Below are 14427 nucleotides of genomic sequence, written 5' to 3' on the forward strand. Positions count from 1 at the left end.
CTTCAACGTCCGTCCGTCGCCCATTCCAGCGCTTCTTCCAGGCGATCGTCGCCCCAGAAGAGTTCGCCGTCGCCCGCCACGAAGAACGGTGCGCCGAAGATGCCGATCGACTTGGCGTACTCGATCTCGGCCTTGAGGCGGCCCTTGACCTCCTCGCTGCGCGAGAGCGGCAGCGCGACATTGGGATCGCTGCCCGCTTCCTTCAACGCGGCGCTCAGCACCGCCTCTTCCGCCATGTTGCGGCCCTCGCAGAAATGCGCCCGGAACAGCGCCTTCGAGAAAGCCGGAGTCCAGCCGCCGTCGCGACCAGCCAGTGCCAGCCGGGCGGCCGCCAGCGAATTCTGGGGAAAATTATCGGGCTTGACGATCGCGACGCCCTGCCGCCGCCCGCGCCGCGCCGTGTCGCGCCACATGTAGCGGCCCTTGCTGGGATAGAGCGCGAAGGGCGAGGTGTTCCAGCCCTGAGCCGCGAAGATCGGCCCGAGCAGGAAGGGGCGCCAGCGCAGGGCGACGCCGGCGTCCTCGGCCAGCTTCTCGATTCTGAGGGCACTCAGGCAGGAATAGGGCGACGCGAACTCATACCAGAAGTCCAGAACGGGACGATTCGGCATTCAGCCTCCGAACAGGTCGTCATGTCGTGTCGCGCCCGATCGAGCCTGCGCTCTTCGTAACGCGACCGCAAGCGCCGCGGATCGGCGCCTGTGGAATGGAGGGACGACGCGTTCACCCGCGCCCATCCATCAGCGGACGACGCGGGATCGATCAGAAGGTTCCGATTGCTTCGCCCCGAGCGCTGGGATAGTGCGCCATTGCGTCCGAAACGCGGCCCATGGGGGCTGCCAGAAGGAAATTGAACAGATGGCTGACAGCAGCGTGAAAAAGGTCGTCCTCGCCTATTCCGGCGGTCTCGACACCTCGATCATCCTCAAATGGCTGCAGACCACCTATCGATGCGAGGTCGTGACCTTCACCGCCGATCTCGGCCAGGGCGAGGAATTGGGACCGGCGCGCGACAAGGCGCTGCTGCTCGGCATCAAGCCGGAGAACATCTTCATCGAGGACCTGCGCGAGGAATTCGTGCGCGACTACGTCTTCCCGATGTTCCGCGCGAATGCCGCCTATGAGGGCGTCTACCTGCTGGGTACCTCGATCGCGCGCCCGCTGATCGCCAAGAAGCTGATCGAGATCGCCGAGAAGACCGGTGCCGACGCCGTCTCCCATGGCGCGACCGGCAAGGGCAACGACCAGGTCCGTTTCGAGCTGACCGCCTATGCGCTGAAGCCCGACGTCGTGGTGATCGCGCCCTGGCGCGAATGGGACCTGCGCTCGCGCGAGCAGCTCATCGCCTTCGCCGAGCAGCACCAGATCCCGATCGCCAAAAACAAGCGCGGCGAGGCGCCCTTCTCCGTCGACGCCAACCTGCTGCATGCCTCCTCGGAGGGCCGCGTTCTGGAGGACCCGGCGGTCGAGGTGCCCGATTACGTCTATTCGCGCACGATCTCGCCGGAAGACGCGCCGGACAAGCCGACCATCGTCACGGTCTCCTTCGAGAAGGGCGACGCGGTCGCGATCGACGGCGAGAAGCTCTCGCCTGCGACGCTGCTCGCCAAGCTCAACGACCTCGGCCGCGACAACGGCATCGGCCGGCTCGACCTCGTCGAGAACCGCTTCGTCGGCATGAAGTCGCGCGGCATGTACGAGACGCCCGGCGGCACGATCCTGCATGCGGCCCATCGCGCCATCGAGTCGATCACGCTCGACCGCGGCGCGGCGCATCTCAAGGATCAGATCATGCCGCAATATGCCGAGCTGATCTATAACGGCTTCTGGTTCTCGCCGGAGCGCGAGATGCTGCAGGCCCTGATCGACAAGAGCCAGGAGTTCGTCACCGGCGACGTGCGCCTCAAGCTCTACAAGGGCGGTGTCCATGTCATCGGCCGGTCGAGCGACTACTCGCTCTACGACCAGGACCTCGTCACCTTCGAGGAAGGCGCGGTTGCCTACGACCATCGCGACGCGGCGGGCTTCATCAAGCTCAACGCGCTGCGCCTGCGTACGCTCGGCCAGCGGAAGAAGAAGCTGGGGCTCTGAGGCCCGATACCGCGGGACGCCTAGCGCCCTGCTGCACAGCCCCGCGTGTCATCCCGCACGCGTTGCAGCACGAAGTGCTGCGGCGCAGATGCGGGATCGTCCCCCGATAAGAACTCCTATCACCCGGCGAGGTCAGACCACGCCGGGTTTTCCTTTTCGATGAGCGCAATCTTCCAGACGCGTCGCCACTTCTTCAGAACCTTCTCCCTCTCGATCGCCTGGTTCGGCTCGTCGAAGGTCTCGACGTAGACCAGCCGGTCGATGTTGTACCTGGCCGCATGGCCCTTGAGCGCGTGGGCTTTGTGCTCGGCGATCCGGCGCTCGAGGTCGTTGGTGATGCCGATGTAGAGCGGACCGTCTTTGCGTGCCGCGAGGATGTAGACGGCGTAGATGCGGGTGGTCATGCAGGCCTCGCGGTGAGCGCGAGACGGCACCCTACCCGGCACACGGTCCCGTGTCTGCGCAGCGGCACTTCGCGCCGCAGCGCGCACGGGATGACACACTTCAAAAGCGCCGCTTCATGAACCGGCGACGCGCTCGCGCGTTCAGCACTCACCGATCAACCTGAGTGCTCCCAGCATGCTTCGCTTCCTCGCCCCCGCCCTGATCTCCGCCGCCCTCTGCGCGCCCGTCGCGGCGCTTGCCCAGGAAGTCCCACCGAAAAGCGAGAAGCCGGCGACGCCCGAGATCGCGACCTGCAAAGCGGCCGCGCTGCAGACGCTCCATGCCAGGGAGCCGGAGATCAAGGATATCTATATCGACGAAGACGGTGCCACGGTCGCGGTGTCGGAATCGAAGATCGAGGACATCCCGGTCACGCGCATCGTCATGAGCGAGGCCTATCTGCGAACCGACCGCTCGGACAAGCCGCGCCGCTTCCTCTGCCTGCTCGGCGACAAGAACAAGGTGCTGCTGACCTTCTTCACCGCGCGCTGAAGCCCGTGAGCAAGCGAAAGGGCCGCGTGGCGGCCCTATAGCCCATCATCGAAGCGAAGGCGCCCTCAGCCGCTGTCGACGACCCGGGTCGCGGGTCGATCGTGGCCATCCGCCAGCTCCTCGTGCCAGCGGCCGTTCTGGTCCTGATAGACGATCCCGTCGGTGGCCCCCGCCACTGTCTGACGGGCGGCGGCGCGGGTTGCCGCCTTCAGCGCCGCGTCATGTGTCGGAAAGGTTTCCGACAAGGCCCCGCCTGCCCTGTAGGCCCAGCCACCATCGTGCTCGACCACTTCGTATTTGACCATGACCATCGCGCGTCCTCCTTTCGCTCGAAGGAAACCGCGCCCCGGCCATGGGGTTCCGGCTAGTCGCCGTTACCGCTATCGGCCGCGCGCAGCGAATCCAGCACCGGCATCGAGGTGATGTGATAGCCGGCGTCGACATGGTGGATGTCGCCGGTGACACCGCCGGAGAGATCCGAGAGGTAATAGAGCGCCGAGCCGCCGATCTCTTCAAGCGAAACCGACTTGCGCAGCGGCGAATTGGCACGCTGCCAGGACAGCATGGCGCGCGCATCGGAGATGCCGGCGCCGGCCAGGGTCCGCACCGGCCCGGGCGAAAGCGCGTTCACGCGGATGCCGCGCGGGCCGTAATCGCCGGCCAGATAGCGCACGCTCGCCTCCAGCGCCGCCTTGGCGACACCCATCACGTTGTAGTTCGGCATGATCCGGGTCGAGCCGCCATAGGTCAGCGTGATCATGCTGCCGCCGTTCGGCATGCGGTCCGCCGCACGCCTGGCGATCTCGGTGAAGGAGAAGCAGGAGATCACCATGGTTCGCGAGAAATTCTCGCGGCTGGTGTCGGCATAGAGCCCCTTGAGCTCGTTCTTGTCGGAGAAGCCGATGGCATGGACGATGAAGTCGAGCGTATTGCGCTCGGGATCGCCGCCCCAGGCCTCGTCCAGCGTCGCGAAGGCGGCATCGGCCGAGGCGGTGTCCTCGACATCGCAGGGCACGACCAGCGTCGAGCCGATGCTCTCCGCGAGCGGCCGGACGCGCTTGCCGAGCGCGTCGCCCTGATAGGTGAAGGCGATCTCGGCGCCATGGGCGTGAAGGGTGCGGGCAATGCCCCAGGCAATCGAATTCTGATTGGCGACGCCCATGATGAGGCCGCGCTTGTTGTGCATCAGCGGGAGCATGGCAAACTCGGAAGGGGCTTCAGGAACTGGTCCGAAGACGGGAAACGGAGGAAAGTCGGCGGGGCAGGTCGGTCGAACTTTGAACGGCGTATCATCATCGCCGGGCCGTTGCCGGCACCGGCAGGTCTTGGACTAGTCGGTCTTGGTGATCGCGGCAGCGGCGGCCTTCGAAGTCGAGACCGGCACGATCTCGAAACGCACGAGGTCGTTCCATTGCAGGACCCATTCCTGCAGCAGGGCGACGTCATCGCATTCCATGACCTGGAAGCAGCGGCCGAGATCGGCCGAGACCCAGCTCTCGACATAGCGTACGCCTGCCGGAGCCATCCGCCCGCTATGCTGGAAGCGGGCGTAGACATCCTTCACGCGGGCCTGATCGAAATGCTCGATCACCATGAAGAGCATGGCGCTCTCAGACCTCCAGGCGCTTCATCACGATGGTGGCGTTGGTGCCGCCGAAACCGAAGGAATTCGAGAGCACGGTGCCGAGGCCCGCATTGTCGATGCGCTTGCGCACGATCGGCATGTCGGCGAACGCCGGATCGAGCTCGTCGATATGGGCGCTCTCGCAGATGAAGTCATTGTTGAGCATCAGTAGCGAGTAGATCGCCTCCTGCACGCCGGTGGCGCCGAGCGAATGGCCGGTCAGCGACTTCGTCGCCGAGATCGGCGGCGCCTTGTCGCCGGCACCGAAGACCTCGCGGATCGCCTCGATCTCCTTGCCGTCGCCGACCGGGGTCGAGGTGCCGTGCGGGTTGATGTAGTCGACCTTGCTCTTCACGCCTTCAAGCGCCATGCGCATGCAGCGCACCGCGCCCTCGCCCGACGGAGCGACCATGTCGTAGCCGTCCGAGGTCGCGCCATAGCCGACGATCTCGCCATAGATCTTGGCGCCGCGCGCCTTAGCGTGCTCCAGCTCTTCCAGCACGACGACGCCGGCACCGCCGGCGATGACGAAGCCGTCGCGGGCGACGTCATAGGCGCGCGAGGCGCGGGCCGGCGTGCCGTTGAAGTCCGAGGACATCGCGCCCATGGCGTCGAAGAGGACGGAGAGCGTCCAGTCCAGCTCCTCGCAGCCGCCGGCGAAGATGACGTCCTGCTTGCCCCACTGGATCAGCTCATAGGCATTGCCGATGCAGTGGTTTGAGGTCGCGCAGGCCGAGGAGATCGAATAGTTGACGCCCTTGATCTTGAACCAGGTCGCCAGCGTCGCCGAAGCGGTCGAGGACATGCCCTTGGGCACGGCGAAGGGGCCGACCTTCTTCGAGGAGCCGCTCTCGCGGGCCTTGTCATAGGCGTCGATCAGGGCGCGGGTCGAGGGACCGCCGGAGCCCATGATGATGCCGGTGCGCTCATTGCTGATCTCGGCCGGCTCAAGTCCGGCATCGACGATCGCCTGCTCCATCGCGACCTGGTTCCAGGCCGAACCGCCGCCATGGAAGCGCATGGCGCGCCGGTCGAGCACCGTCGCGGGGTCGAGCGTCGGCACGCCCGCGACCTGGCTGCGGAAGCCGTGCTCGGCGAATTCGGCGACATGGGAGATGCCCGATTTCGCCGCATGCAGCGAGGCCAGGACCTCCTGCGTGTTGTTGCCGATGGACGAGACGATGCCCATCCCTGTGACGACGACGCGTCTCATGCTCGCTTACTCCAGCTGTCAGCACGCGGCGGGACAGGCCCAGCCGCTTCTGGATTCATATCGCGCAAATGGACCGAGCGGCAGCTAGGCGCAAGGTCGGCTTACGTTTTTCCTCAGGCCGCTTCCGGCTTGAACAAGCCGACGCGCATGTCGCTGACGGTATAGATGCGCTTGCCGTCAGCCTCCAGCCAGCCATCGGCAATGCCGAGGACGAGCTTCGACTTGAAGACGCGCTTGAAGTCGACGCCGTAGACGACCTTCTTGACCGAAGGCAGAACCTGGTCGGCGAACTTGACCTCGCCGACGCCGAGCGCACGGCCGCGACCCGGCAGGCCGAGCCAGCCCAGGAAGAAGCCGGTGAGCTGCCAGAGCGCATCGAGGCCGAGGCAGCCCGGCATCACCGGATCGCCCTTGAAATGGCAATCGAAGAACCAGAGGTCAGGCTTGATGTCGAACTCGGCGCGGACCATGCCCTTGCCGTGCTCGCCACCCTCTTCGGCGATCTCGACGATCCGGTCGAACATCAGCATCGGCGGCAGCGGCAGTTGCGCATTGCCCGGCCCGAACAGTTCCCCACGACCGCAGGCGAGGATCTCCTCGTAGCTGAAAGACGACTGACGCTGCATTCCCGTGAGGCTCCCTGGCACCGGCCGGATTCGGCTGGTGTCTCGCCTGCCGTGCCTAACACGGCGGGAGCAGGAAACGAAAGGGCGGCACGTCCCAAGACCCGCATCGCAGCGTCAAAAACCACAGCGAGACTGCGCCAGATCAATGCAGCCACGCTTCGCAGGAACCTATAAGACGGTCCAACGCTTGCGACCGGGTGGCCGACGCCCTACATTTCAAATTGGAATTCTTCCAACAGACGGAGCCTTCAGGACATCCGTTTCATAAGAGGGTGCACGAGCTGGGCATGAGCGACCTGACCTCCCAGGACCAGGGCTACGGGACGCCGGTACGGCAGGGCTGCCCCTTCCACGACATCCGCCAGAAGCTCCGACGCGTGGGCTTGCGCCCCACCCGCCAGCGCGTCTCGCTCGGCTGGGTGCTCTTCGCCAAGGGCCAGCGCCATGTCAGCGCCGAGATGCTGTTCGAAGAGGCGATGAAGGAGCGCATCCCGGTCTCGCTCGCGACGATCTACAACACGCTGCGCCAGTTCACCGAGGCCGGCCTGCTGCGGGAACTCACGCTCGACGGCGCCAAGGCCTATTTCGACACGGCCGATCATGAGCATCACCATTTCGTCGTCGACGGCGAGAACCGGGTGATCGACATCCCCGCCGACGAGATCGATGTCGCGAGCCTCCCTGTGCCGCCGGCAGGCTACGAGATCGCGCGGGTCGATGTCGTGGTGCGGCTGCGGAAGGTCGAGATCTGACATAAGCTCTGCCCGTTCCGGAGACGATGGGCATGCATTTCACCGATTCGCCGGTCTCGCGCCGCGCGCTGGCAGCGCTTCTGCTCGCGACCGCCCTTCCGGCCGCGCCGGCACTGGCCGCGCCGCGCAGCTTGCGCGGCACCGTCTCCTATCGCGAGCGCATGGCATTGCCGCCCGGCGCCATCGTCGAGGTGAAGTTGCTCGACGTCTCGCTGGCCGACGCTCCCAGCCGCACGATCGCCGAGACCCGCGTCTCCGGCCGGCGCATCCCGGCGCCATGGACCTTGCGCTTCGACACTCGGCAGATCGAGCCCCGGCACAGCTACGCGCTGCAGGCGCGCATCACCCAGCGCGGGCAACTGCTCTTCATCACCACGGAACGGCACAGCGTCTTCACGGGCGGGCCGGACAATACCGATATCCGGGTCCAGCGCGTCTCGGGCGATGATCGGCCGCCCGCCACAGCCCCCTCCCCGATCGGAAGCTGGCGTCTCGCCAGCCTCGGCGGCAAGGATGTCCCGGCCTCGATCAACACGACCCTGGAGATCGCGGCGGACGGCAAGGTGTCGGGCCGCGGCGGCTGCAACGGCTTTGGTGGCACCGCGACTATTCAGGGTCGGGTGATCCGGTTCTCGCGCATGGTTTCGACGATGATGGCCTGCGTGTCGGACGTGATGGCGCAGGAGCGCAGCTTCCTTGACGGGCTCGCCAAGGTCCGCCGCTGGGATATCCATCGCGGCTCCGGCCTGCTCGCGCTGCTCGACAGCCGCGGCCGGGCGGTGATGACGCTGGCGCGGCAGTGACCATCGGTCAGTCGACCTTCTCGTTGGGATAGACGCCCCAGAGCCGCTCCTGGCGGATGAAGCCGTTGATGTTGCCGATGCTGACGCGGCACCAGGTATTGGCGCAGGATGCGACATTGGCGACGACGCCGGGCTGAAGCCTGGCAACGACGGCGGCTTCCTCGTTCGCTGCGCTGCGCATCGGGAAATTCTCGTCCTTCTTCTTCGACCAGGGCGCGACGAGCGCCGTCCGGCGGCCGGAGAGCAGACTGTGCAGCACCCAGCCCTCGGTGCCGTCGGCATCGCGCACACGGCGCCAGGTCTCGAACTCCGCGGTGACCTCCATCGGCAGGCCGGCGCGCTGATAGACCCAACGCGTGCGATGCTCCTTCGAGGGGCCTTCGCGCAGGTTCACCCGGTCCGTCTTGAGGCTGACATAGCGCGGTACCGGCAACCCGGTGACCGAGCCGGCCTGCATGTCCTGAGCCGGCGCGATCGCTGGCAAGCCGACGAGGGCCAGTGCCGTCAGGGCCAGGCATCGCATCGACGGGACCTTCATCGCGCCATTCTCCTTCGCATCCCGCTCCCCCCGGCGAAGGGGCAAGTTGTCATCAGCCGCGCCGCCGCCTAGACACGCATATGGTGCCGCGCAACAATTCCCATTCCTGGGACACCAGGGTTAATGGCGGGTTGAGGATATCAGGCCGATGCGGCCAATGACGGAGGGGTGACCGCCATGTCGAAGAAGAAGCCCTTGGTGGTGGTGACGCGCAAGCTGCCCGCCGTAGTCGAAACCCGGATGCGCGAACTGTTCGACGCACGGCTCAATATCGACGACAAGCCGATGTCGCAGGCGGCGCTGGTCGAGGCCGTGAAGACCGCCGACGTGCTCGTCCCGACCGTGACCGACAAGATCGACGCCGCCATCATCGCGCAGGCCGGCGACCAGTTGCGCCTGATCGCCAATTTCGGCAACGGCGTCGACAATATCGACGTCGCCAGCGCCGTGCAGCGCGGCATCACCGTCACCAATACGCCGGGCGTGCTGACCGACGATACCGCCGACATGACGATCGCGCTGATCCTCGCCGTCGCCCGCCGGATCGCCGAGGGCGCGCGCGTCATTCCCGACGACGACTGGGCCGGCTGGTCGCCGACCTGGATGCTCGGCCGGCGCATCACCGGCAAGCGCCTCGGCATCGTCGGCATGGGCCGGATCGGCCAGGCGCTGGCGAAGCGGGCCGCGGCCTTCGGCCTGTCGATCCACTATCATAACCGCCGCCGGGTCGATCCGCGCATCGAGGAGCAGCTCGACGCGACCTATTGGGATTCGCTCGACCAGATGCTGGCGCGGATGGACATCGTCTCGGTCAACTGCCCGCATACGCCGGCGACCTATCACCTGCTCTCGGCCCGCCGCCTCAAGCTGATGAAGCCGGACGCGATCCTGGTGAACACCGCCCGCGGCGAGGTCGTCGACGAGACCGCGCTCGCCCGCATGCTGGAAGCCGGCGAGCTCGCCGGGGCCGGCCTCGACGTGTTCGAGAGCGAGCCGGCGGTCAACCCGCGCCTGCTCAAGCTCGCGCGCCAGCACAAGGTCGTGGTCCTCCCGCATATGGGCTCGGCCACGCATGAGGGCCGCGCCGACATGGGCGAGAAGGTCATCGTCAACATCAAGACCTTCATGGACGGCCACAAGCCGCCGGACCGCGTGCTGCCGAGCATGCTCTGAGGAGCACGTTTCTCACCCCGCTGTCATTCCGGGGCTTCGTGCAGCGAAGAGCCGGAATGACAAGGGTGGTTGAGACCACGAGTTATCCGGCAGGCACTCAGCCCGGCAGCTCAGGGGGCACGCATTCCCGCAATGCGCGCCGCTTCCGCCGGCCATTCCCTGAAATCGTCGATGACACCAGCCGCACCGGCGGCCAGCAGGCGCTCGCGCATGCGCCCCTTGTCATGGGCAACGCCCGTGAAGCCGGCAACCTGCATGCCGGCCGCCTTCGCCGCCAGCACGCCCGGCACCGAATCCTCCAGCACGAGGCAGCGTCCGGCCCGCGCACCCATCTGCGACGCCGCGAACAGGAAGACATCCGGCGCCGGCTTGCCACGCGTGACCTGCGAGGCCGAGAAGACATGCGGATCGAACAGATCGATCAGGCCTGCGAGCCCGAGATTGCGCCTGAGCGGCCCCAGTACCGTCGAGGAGGCGACGCAACGGCGCCCCGCCATCAGCGTCAGCGCCTCCCGCACGCCGGGAAGCGCGCGCAGTTCGATCTCCAGGCGGAGAGCGACCGCATCCTCGATGCGCGTCTCGAAATCATCCGGCAGAGGCTTACCCAGCGCCGCCTCGATGATCTTCATGCCGTCGGCCCAGGGGATGCCGACGAGCTGATCGACATAATGGTCGAGCGTCCAGTGGCCGAGCCCGACTTCATGGCACATGGCGAGGCTGACCTCGCCATAGAGCGTCTCGGTATCGATCAGCGTGCCGTCGCAATCATAGATGACGAGATCGAACGACACGCCCCTGCTCCGCCTGCCGCTCAGCGGGCCTGAAGCGTGTCGAACTGGCCGGTCTTGCGGAAACGCCAGAGATAGGAGGAAACGACCGCCTCCGACGAGGTCGGCGCAAGGCCAAGCCCGGCGAAGTCGCGGCCCTCGGCCTTGGCTTCCGCCGAGACGACGTTGTCGCTCTCGAGCAGAGTGACCTGATCGCGTGTCATCACCAGCTCGTCCGGAATCAGGCCGAGCGTCAGGGAATCGACGATCTGCAGGACGCTGCCCATGATCCGCGCCAGCGGGAAAGGCAGCGGCGCGAGCAAGCGCTTGCGGCCGGTCACCTTGCAGACCTCCTCGACGATCTCGCGCAGGCTCTGCACCTCCGGCCCGCCGAGCTCATAGATGCGGCCGCCCTGAACGGTGCCGTCGACGGCGCGGGCGACGATCTCGGCGACGTCCCCGACGAAGGCCGGCTGGAACTTCGTCGCGCCGGCGCCGACCAGCGGCAGGACGGGCAGCATGCGGGCGAGCGAGGCGAAGCGGTTGAAGAAGGTATCCTCGGGGCCGAACATCACCGACGGCTGCAGCACGACGGCACCCGGCACGGAGGCGAACATGGCTGCCTCGCCCTCGGCCTTGGAGCGGGCATAGGCCGAAGCCGATTCGGTGGATGCGCCGAGCGCCGAGACATGCACCAGCCGCGCAATGCCGGCAGCTGCGCAAGCCTGGGCGATGGCACGCGCACCGTTCGCCTGCACGGCCGGGAAGCTCTGGCGGCCCTGCTCCTGCATGATGCCGACGAGATTGACGACGGCGTCAGCACCCTTCACCGCGGCAGCGACCGAGGCGGGATAACGCAGATTCGCCTGTACGGCGTGGATCTGGCCGACGGTACCGATCGGCTGAAGGAAATTGGCGAGATCCGGCCGGCGCACGGCGACGCGCACCCGGTAGCCGCGCTTGACGAGCGCACGCACGACATGGCGGCCGACGAAACCGGAGCCGCCGAAGACCGTGACGAGTTGCTGGGCCGGGGCCTGGGAAGCCATCGCGAAAGCTCCGTTTAGAATGCTTCTGCCCTCCTAGATCATGTTCCGCCAAAGTGGAAATGCCTTTTGCGGCCGGCGGCTCCGATATCCCGGCCCTGCGGCGTTCCGCCCTATCGGAGAGAAGGCACTGCGCCCGTTCGGCGCCGTTCAGCCGTTTTTTTGAGCCGAGACGCCCCAAAATCCGCCAGGCCCACGAAAGCGGTTTCCACAGGGCCGCGAAAACAAATTCATTTCGTCGCGACAGGGCCGTTGACAGGACGACTCGCCCCCCGTAAACGAACCGCCGTTGCCCAGGTGGCGGAATTGGTAGACGCACCAGCTTCAGGTGCTGGCGCTCGCAAGGGCGTGGAGGTTCGAGTCCTCTCCTGGGCACCAACATTTCTTGAGGACTACCAACCTCAAGTACTTAGCGGAAATCAACGACTTATGGACGCCCGAGTGATACAATCGGGTGATCCATATAGTCCTGAGTATGACACGTCCGCATAAGCATCCCAAGACCGGCGTTTACTGGTTCCGCAAGGCCGTTCCGAAGGACCTTCGAGCCGCCCTCGGGAAGCGCGAAGAGGTCCGTACGCTGCGGACGAAGGACCCCGCCAAGGCCCGCGAGGCACACGCCTCAGTGGCCGCCGAGGTGGAAGCCACTGGAAGGCGCTGCGCTCCCCGGCCCAGGTCCTCAGTAACCGTGAGGTGACCGCCCTCGCCGGCATCTTCTACTCCGAACTCACGAAGCAGATGGCCGACGAGCCCGGCAATGAGACGGCCTGGCAGCACTGGCTCCGACTGGATCAGGAGGCCCGCGAGGCCGGCAAGCTGGAGCACTGGTACGGAGAGGCGGTCGATAGGCTCTTACGCCAGCGAGGCCTACATATCGACCAGCCGTCCCGCGCCCGGCTTCTGGAGGCCATCAGCGCCGCCGCTCGACGGGCTGGGGAGCACCTCAAGAAAAACGCGGCTGGCGACTACAGCCCGGACCCTGCTGCCTCGCGGTTCCCTGAGTGGAAGCCGAGGGACGCGCCCAAGGACCTCCAGCCGACCAGCGGCAAGACCAGCCTGACCGGCATCCTCGCGGACTGGTGGAAGGAGGCCCAGGCAACGGGTCGCAAACCGAGCACCCATGAGAGTTACGGCAACACCGTGGACGGCTTTGTCGCCTTTTCCTCGGGCACGACGATGCAACACAGGTCACCCCCGAACACGTCGTCGGCTTCAAGGATCACCGGCTGTCCTCAATCAACCCGAGAACCAAGAAGCCCATCTCCGCGAAGACGGTAAAGGACAGCGACTTATCCGCCCTCAAGACCCTCTTCGGGTGGGCCGTCAGCAATCACCGCCTGACCAACAACCCTGCGACTGGCATCACGATCAAGCTCGGCAAACGCAGGGTGACCCGACCGAAGGGGTTCACCGACGAGGAGGCCAAGGCGCTGCTGGAGGCCGCCGACGCTCATCGGCAGGGTAATGAACAGCCGAAGACCTCCGCCGCCAAGCGGTGGGTGCCCTGGCTTTGTGCCTACACCGGGGCTCGTGTCGGTGAGGTCGCCCAAGCTAGGGCCGACACGCTGGGCTACGCGGTGTTCCTCGGCGGTTCCGACGAGACCAGGCTCGTCGACGCGATCCTGCTCGAACAGAATGACGAATGGGCCGTCCAGCGCGCCCGTTACATCACGCTGGAAAGCATCACGCCCATGAGCGATGATCCCCTCGTCAGCCTGCCAGCCGCGGCGGCCTGACCAGCCCGACCAAAGTCGGCGATCGACGGTTCCTACCGACAGCTACACCACAAGCTGGAACACGACCTCGTCGAGAACGGCACCGATCCTATTCGGATACCTCGTTTGCGAAAGAGTTTCACCGTTTGCTTCAGCGCAAAGTGCAAGCTATCCAGCCCGTTTACCTGCGAACCATGTCCTTCAGCGGCTATGTTTTCGCTCTTGTCCTCGTCGTGGCTACACCGGGGCAGACAAATACCTTGCTCGCCCTCGCAGGCGCTACGATGGGAATTCGCTCCGCGCTTCGTCTCATCTGGGCAGCGATCGCCGCATATTTAGGTGCAACATTGCTACTTGGCGTCCTGTTTCGCCCGCTCGTCGATGCGTTTCCGGCGATCCGAGCGGCTGTCCAGATTTTCGGATGTGGCTATCTGGCCTATATGGCAGCGCGCCTGTGGGAGCCTCGGCGAACGCCGCCTGGAAGGCGCGTCGTCACCGCAAGAGATGTTGCCGTCACGACTTTTCTCAATCCGAAAAACCTGCTGATCGCATTCGTATTGCTGCCCGTGGGATGGGCGAGCGAAACGCAGGTCGCGCTTCCGATCTTGCTGACCTTGGCCGTCATAACGCCGCTGGTTGAATCCGTTTGGATCATCGCCGGAGGGGTGTTGGGCGTAGCGTTCCGAAACAGATCAAGGACCTTGTTGCCACGCGGTTCCGCTTTCGCGCTTGGAGTCTACGCCGCGATTTTAGCAGGACGCACGATTGCCGGATGAGCCGCGGAACGGCGGCGGGACCGGCGCAGTTCCCTCCGATCTTTCCGCGGCAATTTGACTTCGGTGGCTTCTCCCGGACCTTGAGCAAGCTGGAAGCGATAACCAAAGCGCAATACGTTCTGGAACGCATGTAGGCCAGCCTGAACTGCGATAGCGCCATCCCGTTCCTCGCGTACTCGGAGGCTGTGCGCGAAGGCATCCATGCCGCGCACGCAATCGGGAGCAGGAGCGCAAAATCGCGGCACGCCGTGAAAATTGCGGCCGGTTCGCGGTCGGCGATGCCGCAGGGAAACGCCTCTATCTCGCCTTGCGTGGCGCCAAGGCGGAAAGAAATACGCCTCCGTGCGAATGGGCTGAAGTCAAGGTC

At 65.7% G+C, this 14427-nt stretch carries 18 protein-coding genes, 1 tRNA gene and 1 pseudogene; 10 read left to right on the top strand and 10 right to left on the bottom strand.

The window, feature by feature from the left end:
• Window positions 1-2: 2 nt before the first annotated feature.
• Window positions 3-611, bottom strand: coding sequence for a 2-hydroxychromene-2-carboxylate isomerase (locus AC6RIC_RS22230; protein WP_454658186.1), 609 nt, complete (start codon window positions 609-611; stop codon window positions 3-5).
• A gap of 247 nt (window positions 612-858) precedes the next feature.
• Here AC6RIC_RS22230 and AC6RIC_RS22235 point away from each other — a divergent pair, with 247 nt between their 5' ends.
• Window positions 859-2091: an argininosuccinate synthase gene (locus AC6RIC_RS22235; RefSeq protein WP_454658187.1), complete on the top strand. Its 1233-nt coding sequence runs from the start codon at window positions 859-861 to the stop codon at window positions 2089-2091.
• Window positions 2092-2210: 119 nt separating this feature from the next.
• Here the strand turns inward: AC6RIC_RS22235 and AC6RIC_RS22240 are convergent, their stop codons facing one another.
• A complete protein-coding gene (locus AC6RIC_RS22240; RefSeq protein WP_499733945.1) occupies window positions 2211-2495 on the bottom strand; it encodes a GIY-YIG nuclease family protein in 285 nt (94 codons plus the stop codon).
• A gap of 175 nt (window positions 2496-2670) precedes the next feature.
• Here AC6RIC_RS22240 and AC6RIC_RS22245 point away from each other — a divergent pair, with 175 nt between their 5' ends.
• Window positions 2671-3027 (top strand): hypothetical protein, encoded by a 357-nt coding sequence (locus AC6RIC_RS22245; RefSeq protein WP_454658189.1) that lies wholly within the window; start codon window positions 2671-2673, stop codon window positions 3025-3027.
• A 65-nt stretch (window positions 3028-3092) separates the two neighbouring features.
• On the opposite strand, the gene AC6RIC_RS22250 is transcribed toward AC6RIC_RS22245, so the two are convergent.
• The 5 genes from AC6RIC_RS22250 to fabA all read right to left on the bottom strand — a co-directional run bounded on the left by AC6RIC_RS22250 (window position 3093) and on the right by fabA (window position 6490).
• Window positions 3093-3338, bottom strand: coding sequence for a DUF2188 domain-containing protein (locus AC6RIC_RS22250; protein WP_454658190.1), 246 nt, complete (start codon window positions 3336-3338; stop codon window positions 3093-3095).
• A 53-nt stretch (window positions 3339-3391) separates the two neighbouring features.
• Entirely contained in the window at window positions 3392-4225 is an 834-nt protein-coding gene (gene fabI / locus AC6RIC_RS22255; protein ID WP_499733946.1) for an enoyl-ACP reductase FabI, read from the bottom strand.
• Window positions 4226-4357: 132 nt separating this feature from the next.
• The gene (locus AC6RIC_RS22260) at window positions 4358-4630 is read right to left on the bottom strand and encodes a DUF3303 domain-containing protein (RefSeq protein ID WP_499733947.1); all 273 of its coding nucleotides are present in this window, start codon (window positions 4628-4630) and stop codon (window positions 4358-4360) included.
• Window positions 4631-4637: 7 nt separating this feature from the next.
• Complete coding sequence (gene fabB / locus AC6RIC_RS22265; protein WP_499733948.1) at window positions 4638-5864, bottom strand: beta-ketoacyl-ACP synthase I; 1227 nt, start codon at window positions 5862-5864, stop codon at window positions 4638-4640.
• A gap of 113 nt (window positions 5865-5977) precedes the next feature.
• A complete protein-coding gene (gene fabA, locus AC6RIC_RS22270; protein ID WP_061968412.1) occupies window positions 5978-6490 on the bottom strand; it encodes a 3-hydroxyacyl-[acyl-carrier-protein] dehydratase FabA in 513 nt (170 codons plus the stop codon).
• A gap of 287 nt (window positions 6491-6777) precedes the next feature.
• On the opposite strand from fabA, the gene irr reads away from it, so the two are divergent.
• Window positions 6778-7242, top strand: coding sequence for a Fur family transcriptional regulator Irr (gene irr / locus AC6RIC_RS22275; RefSeq protein ID WP_454658194.1), 465 nt, complete (start codon window positions 6778-6780; stop codon window positions 7240-7242).
• A gap of 32 nt (window positions 7243-7274) precedes the next feature.
• A complete protein-coding gene (locus AC6RIC_RS22280; RefSeq protein WP_499733949.1) occupies window positions 7275-8045 on the top strand; it encodes a YbaY family lipoprotein in 771 nt (256 codons plus the stop codon).
• Window positions 8046-8052: 7 nt separating this feature from the next.
• Here AC6RIC_RS22280 and AC6RIC_RS22285 read toward each other — a convergent pair whose 3' ends face one another.
• The gene (locus AC6RIC_RS22285; RefSeq protein WP_499733950.1) at window positions 8053-8583 is read right to left on the bottom strand and encodes an SH3 domain-containing protein; all 531 of its coding nucleotides are present in this window, start codon (window positions 8581-8583) and stop codon (window positions 8053-8055) included.
• A 177-nt stretch (window positions 8584-8760) separates the two neighbouring features.
• On the opposite strand from AC6RIC_RS22285, the gene AC6RIC_RS22290 reads away from it, so the two are divergent.
• Window positions 8761-9756, top strand: a complete 996-nt coding sequence (locus AC6RIC_RS22290; protein ID WP_454658197.1) for a 2-hydroxyacid dehydrogenase — start codon at window positions 8761-8763, stop codon at window positions 9754-9756.
• Window positions 9757-9866: 110 nt separating this feature from the next.
• Here the strand turns inward: AC6RIC_RS22290 and AC6RIC_RS22295 are convergent, their stop codons facing one another.
• Both AC6RIC_RS22295 and AC6RIC_RS22300 read right to left on the bottom strand, forming a co-directional pair.
• On the bottom strand, window positions 9867-10547 hold the full coding sequence (locus AC6RIC_RS22295) for an HAD family hydrolase (RefSeq protein WP_499733951.1): 681 nt from the start codon (window positions 10545-10547) through the stop codon (window positions 9867-9869).
• A 20-nt stretch (window positions 10548-10567) separates the two neighbouring features.
• Window positions 10568-11572 (bottom strand): complex I NDUFA9 subunit family protein, encoded by a 1005-nt coding sequence (locus AC6RIC_RS22300; RefSeq protein WP_499733952.1) that lies wholly within the window; start codon window positions 11570-11572, stop codon window positions 10568-10570.
• Between the two features lie 288 nt (window positions 11573-11860).
• On the opposite strand from AC6RIC_RS22300, the gene AC6RIC_RS22305 reads away from it, so the two are divergent.
• The 5 genes and pseudogenes from AC6RIC_RS22305 to AC6RIC_RS22325 all read left to right on the top strand — a co-directional run bounded on the left by AC6RIC_RS22305 (window position 11861) and on the right by AC6RIC_RS22325 (window position 14060).
• Window positions 11861-11947, top strand: a tRNA-Leu gene (locus tag AC6RIC_RS22305).
• 97 nt (window positions 11948-12044) lie between these two features.
• Complete coding sequence (locus tag AC6RIC_RS22310) at window positions 12045-12266, top strand: DUF6538 domain-containing protein (protein WP_499733953.1); 222 nt, start codon at window positions 12045-12047, stop codon at window positions 12264-12266.
• Entirely contained in the window at window positions 12263-12847 is a 585-nt protein-coding gene (locus AC6RIC_RS22315) for a hypothetical protein (protein WP_499733954.1), read from the top strand. Before AC6RIC_RS22310 ends, AC6RIC_RS22315 begins: the two co-directional genes overlap by 4 nt.
• 320 nt (window positions 12848-13167) lie before the next feature.
• Window positions 13168-13305, top strand: a pseudogene (locus AC6RIC_RS22320) (IS256 family transposase); the annotation flags it as partial.
• A 125-nt stretch (window positions 13306-13430) separates the two neighbouring features.
• Window positions 13431-14060: a LysE family translocator gene (locus tag AC6RIC_RS22325; protein WP_499733955.1), complete on the top strand. Its 630-nt coding sequence runs from the start codon at window positions 13431-13433 to the stop codon at window positions 14058-14060.
• Window positions 14061-14427: the final 367 nt, after the last annotated feature.

It is taken from the genome of Allobosea sp. TBD101 (genome assembly GCF_059817965.1).

Coding starts and splice junctions, on each gene's coding strand:
- AC6RIC_RS22230 (WP_454658186.1), bottom strand. CDS start 611: ATGCCGAATCGTCCCGTTCTGGACTTCTGGTATGAGTTCGCGTCGCCC.
- AC6RIC_RS22235 (WP_454658187.1), top strand. CDS start 859: ATGGCTGACAGCAGCGTGAAAAAGGTCGTCCTCGCCTATTCCGGCGGT.
- AC6RIC_RS22240 (WP_499733945.1), bottom strand. CDS start 2,495: ATGACCACCCGCATCTACGCCGTCTACATCCTCGCGGCACGCAAAGAC.
- AC6RIC_RS22245 (WP_454658189.1), top strand. CDS start 2,671: ATGCTTCGCTTCCTCGCCCCCGCCCTGATCTCCGCCGCCCTCTGCGCG.
- AC6RIC_RS22250 (WP_454658190.1), bottom strand. CDS start 3,338: ATGGTCATGGTCAAATACGAAGTGGTCGAGCACGATGGTGGCTGGGCC.
- fabI (WP_499733946.1), bottom strand. CDS start 4,225: ATGCTCCCGCTGATGCACAACAAGCGCGGCCTCATCATGGGCGTCGCC.
- AC6RIC_RS22260 (WP_499733947.1), bottom strand. CDS start 4,630: ATGCTCTTCATGGTGATCGAGCATTTCGATCAGGCCCGCGTGAAGGAT.
- fabB (WP_499733948.1), bottom strand. CDS start 5,864: ATGAGACGCGTCGTCGTCACAGGGATGGGCATCGTCTCGTCCATCGGC.
- fabA (WP_061968412.1), bottom strand. CDS start 6,490: ATGCAGCGTCAGTCGTCTTTCAGCTACGAGGAGATCCTCGCCTGCGGT.
- irr (WP_454658194.1), top strand. CDS start 6,778: ATGAGCGACCTGACCTCCCAGGACCAGGGCTACGGGACGCCGGTACGG.
- AC6RIC_RS22280 (WP_499733949.1), top strand. CDS start 7,275: ATGCATTTCACCGATTCGCCGGTCTCGCGCCGCGCGCTGGCAGCGCTT.
- AC6RIC_RS22285 (WP_499733950.1), bottom strand. CDS start 8,583: ATGAAGGTCCCGTCGATGCGATGCCTGGCCCTGACGGCACTGGCCCTC.
- AC6RIC_RS22290 (WP_454658197.1), top strand. CDS start 8,761: ATGTCGAAGAAGAAGCCCTTGGTGGTGGTGACGCGCAAGCTGCCCGCC.
- AC6RIC_RS22300 (WP_499733952.1), bottom strand. CDS start 11,572: ATGGCTTCCCAGGCCCCGGCCCAGCAACTCGTCACGGTCTTCGGCGGC.
- AC6RIC_RS22310 (WP_499733953.1), top strand. CDS start 12,045: ATGACACGTCCGCATAAGCATCCCAAGACCGGCGTTTACTGGTTCCGC.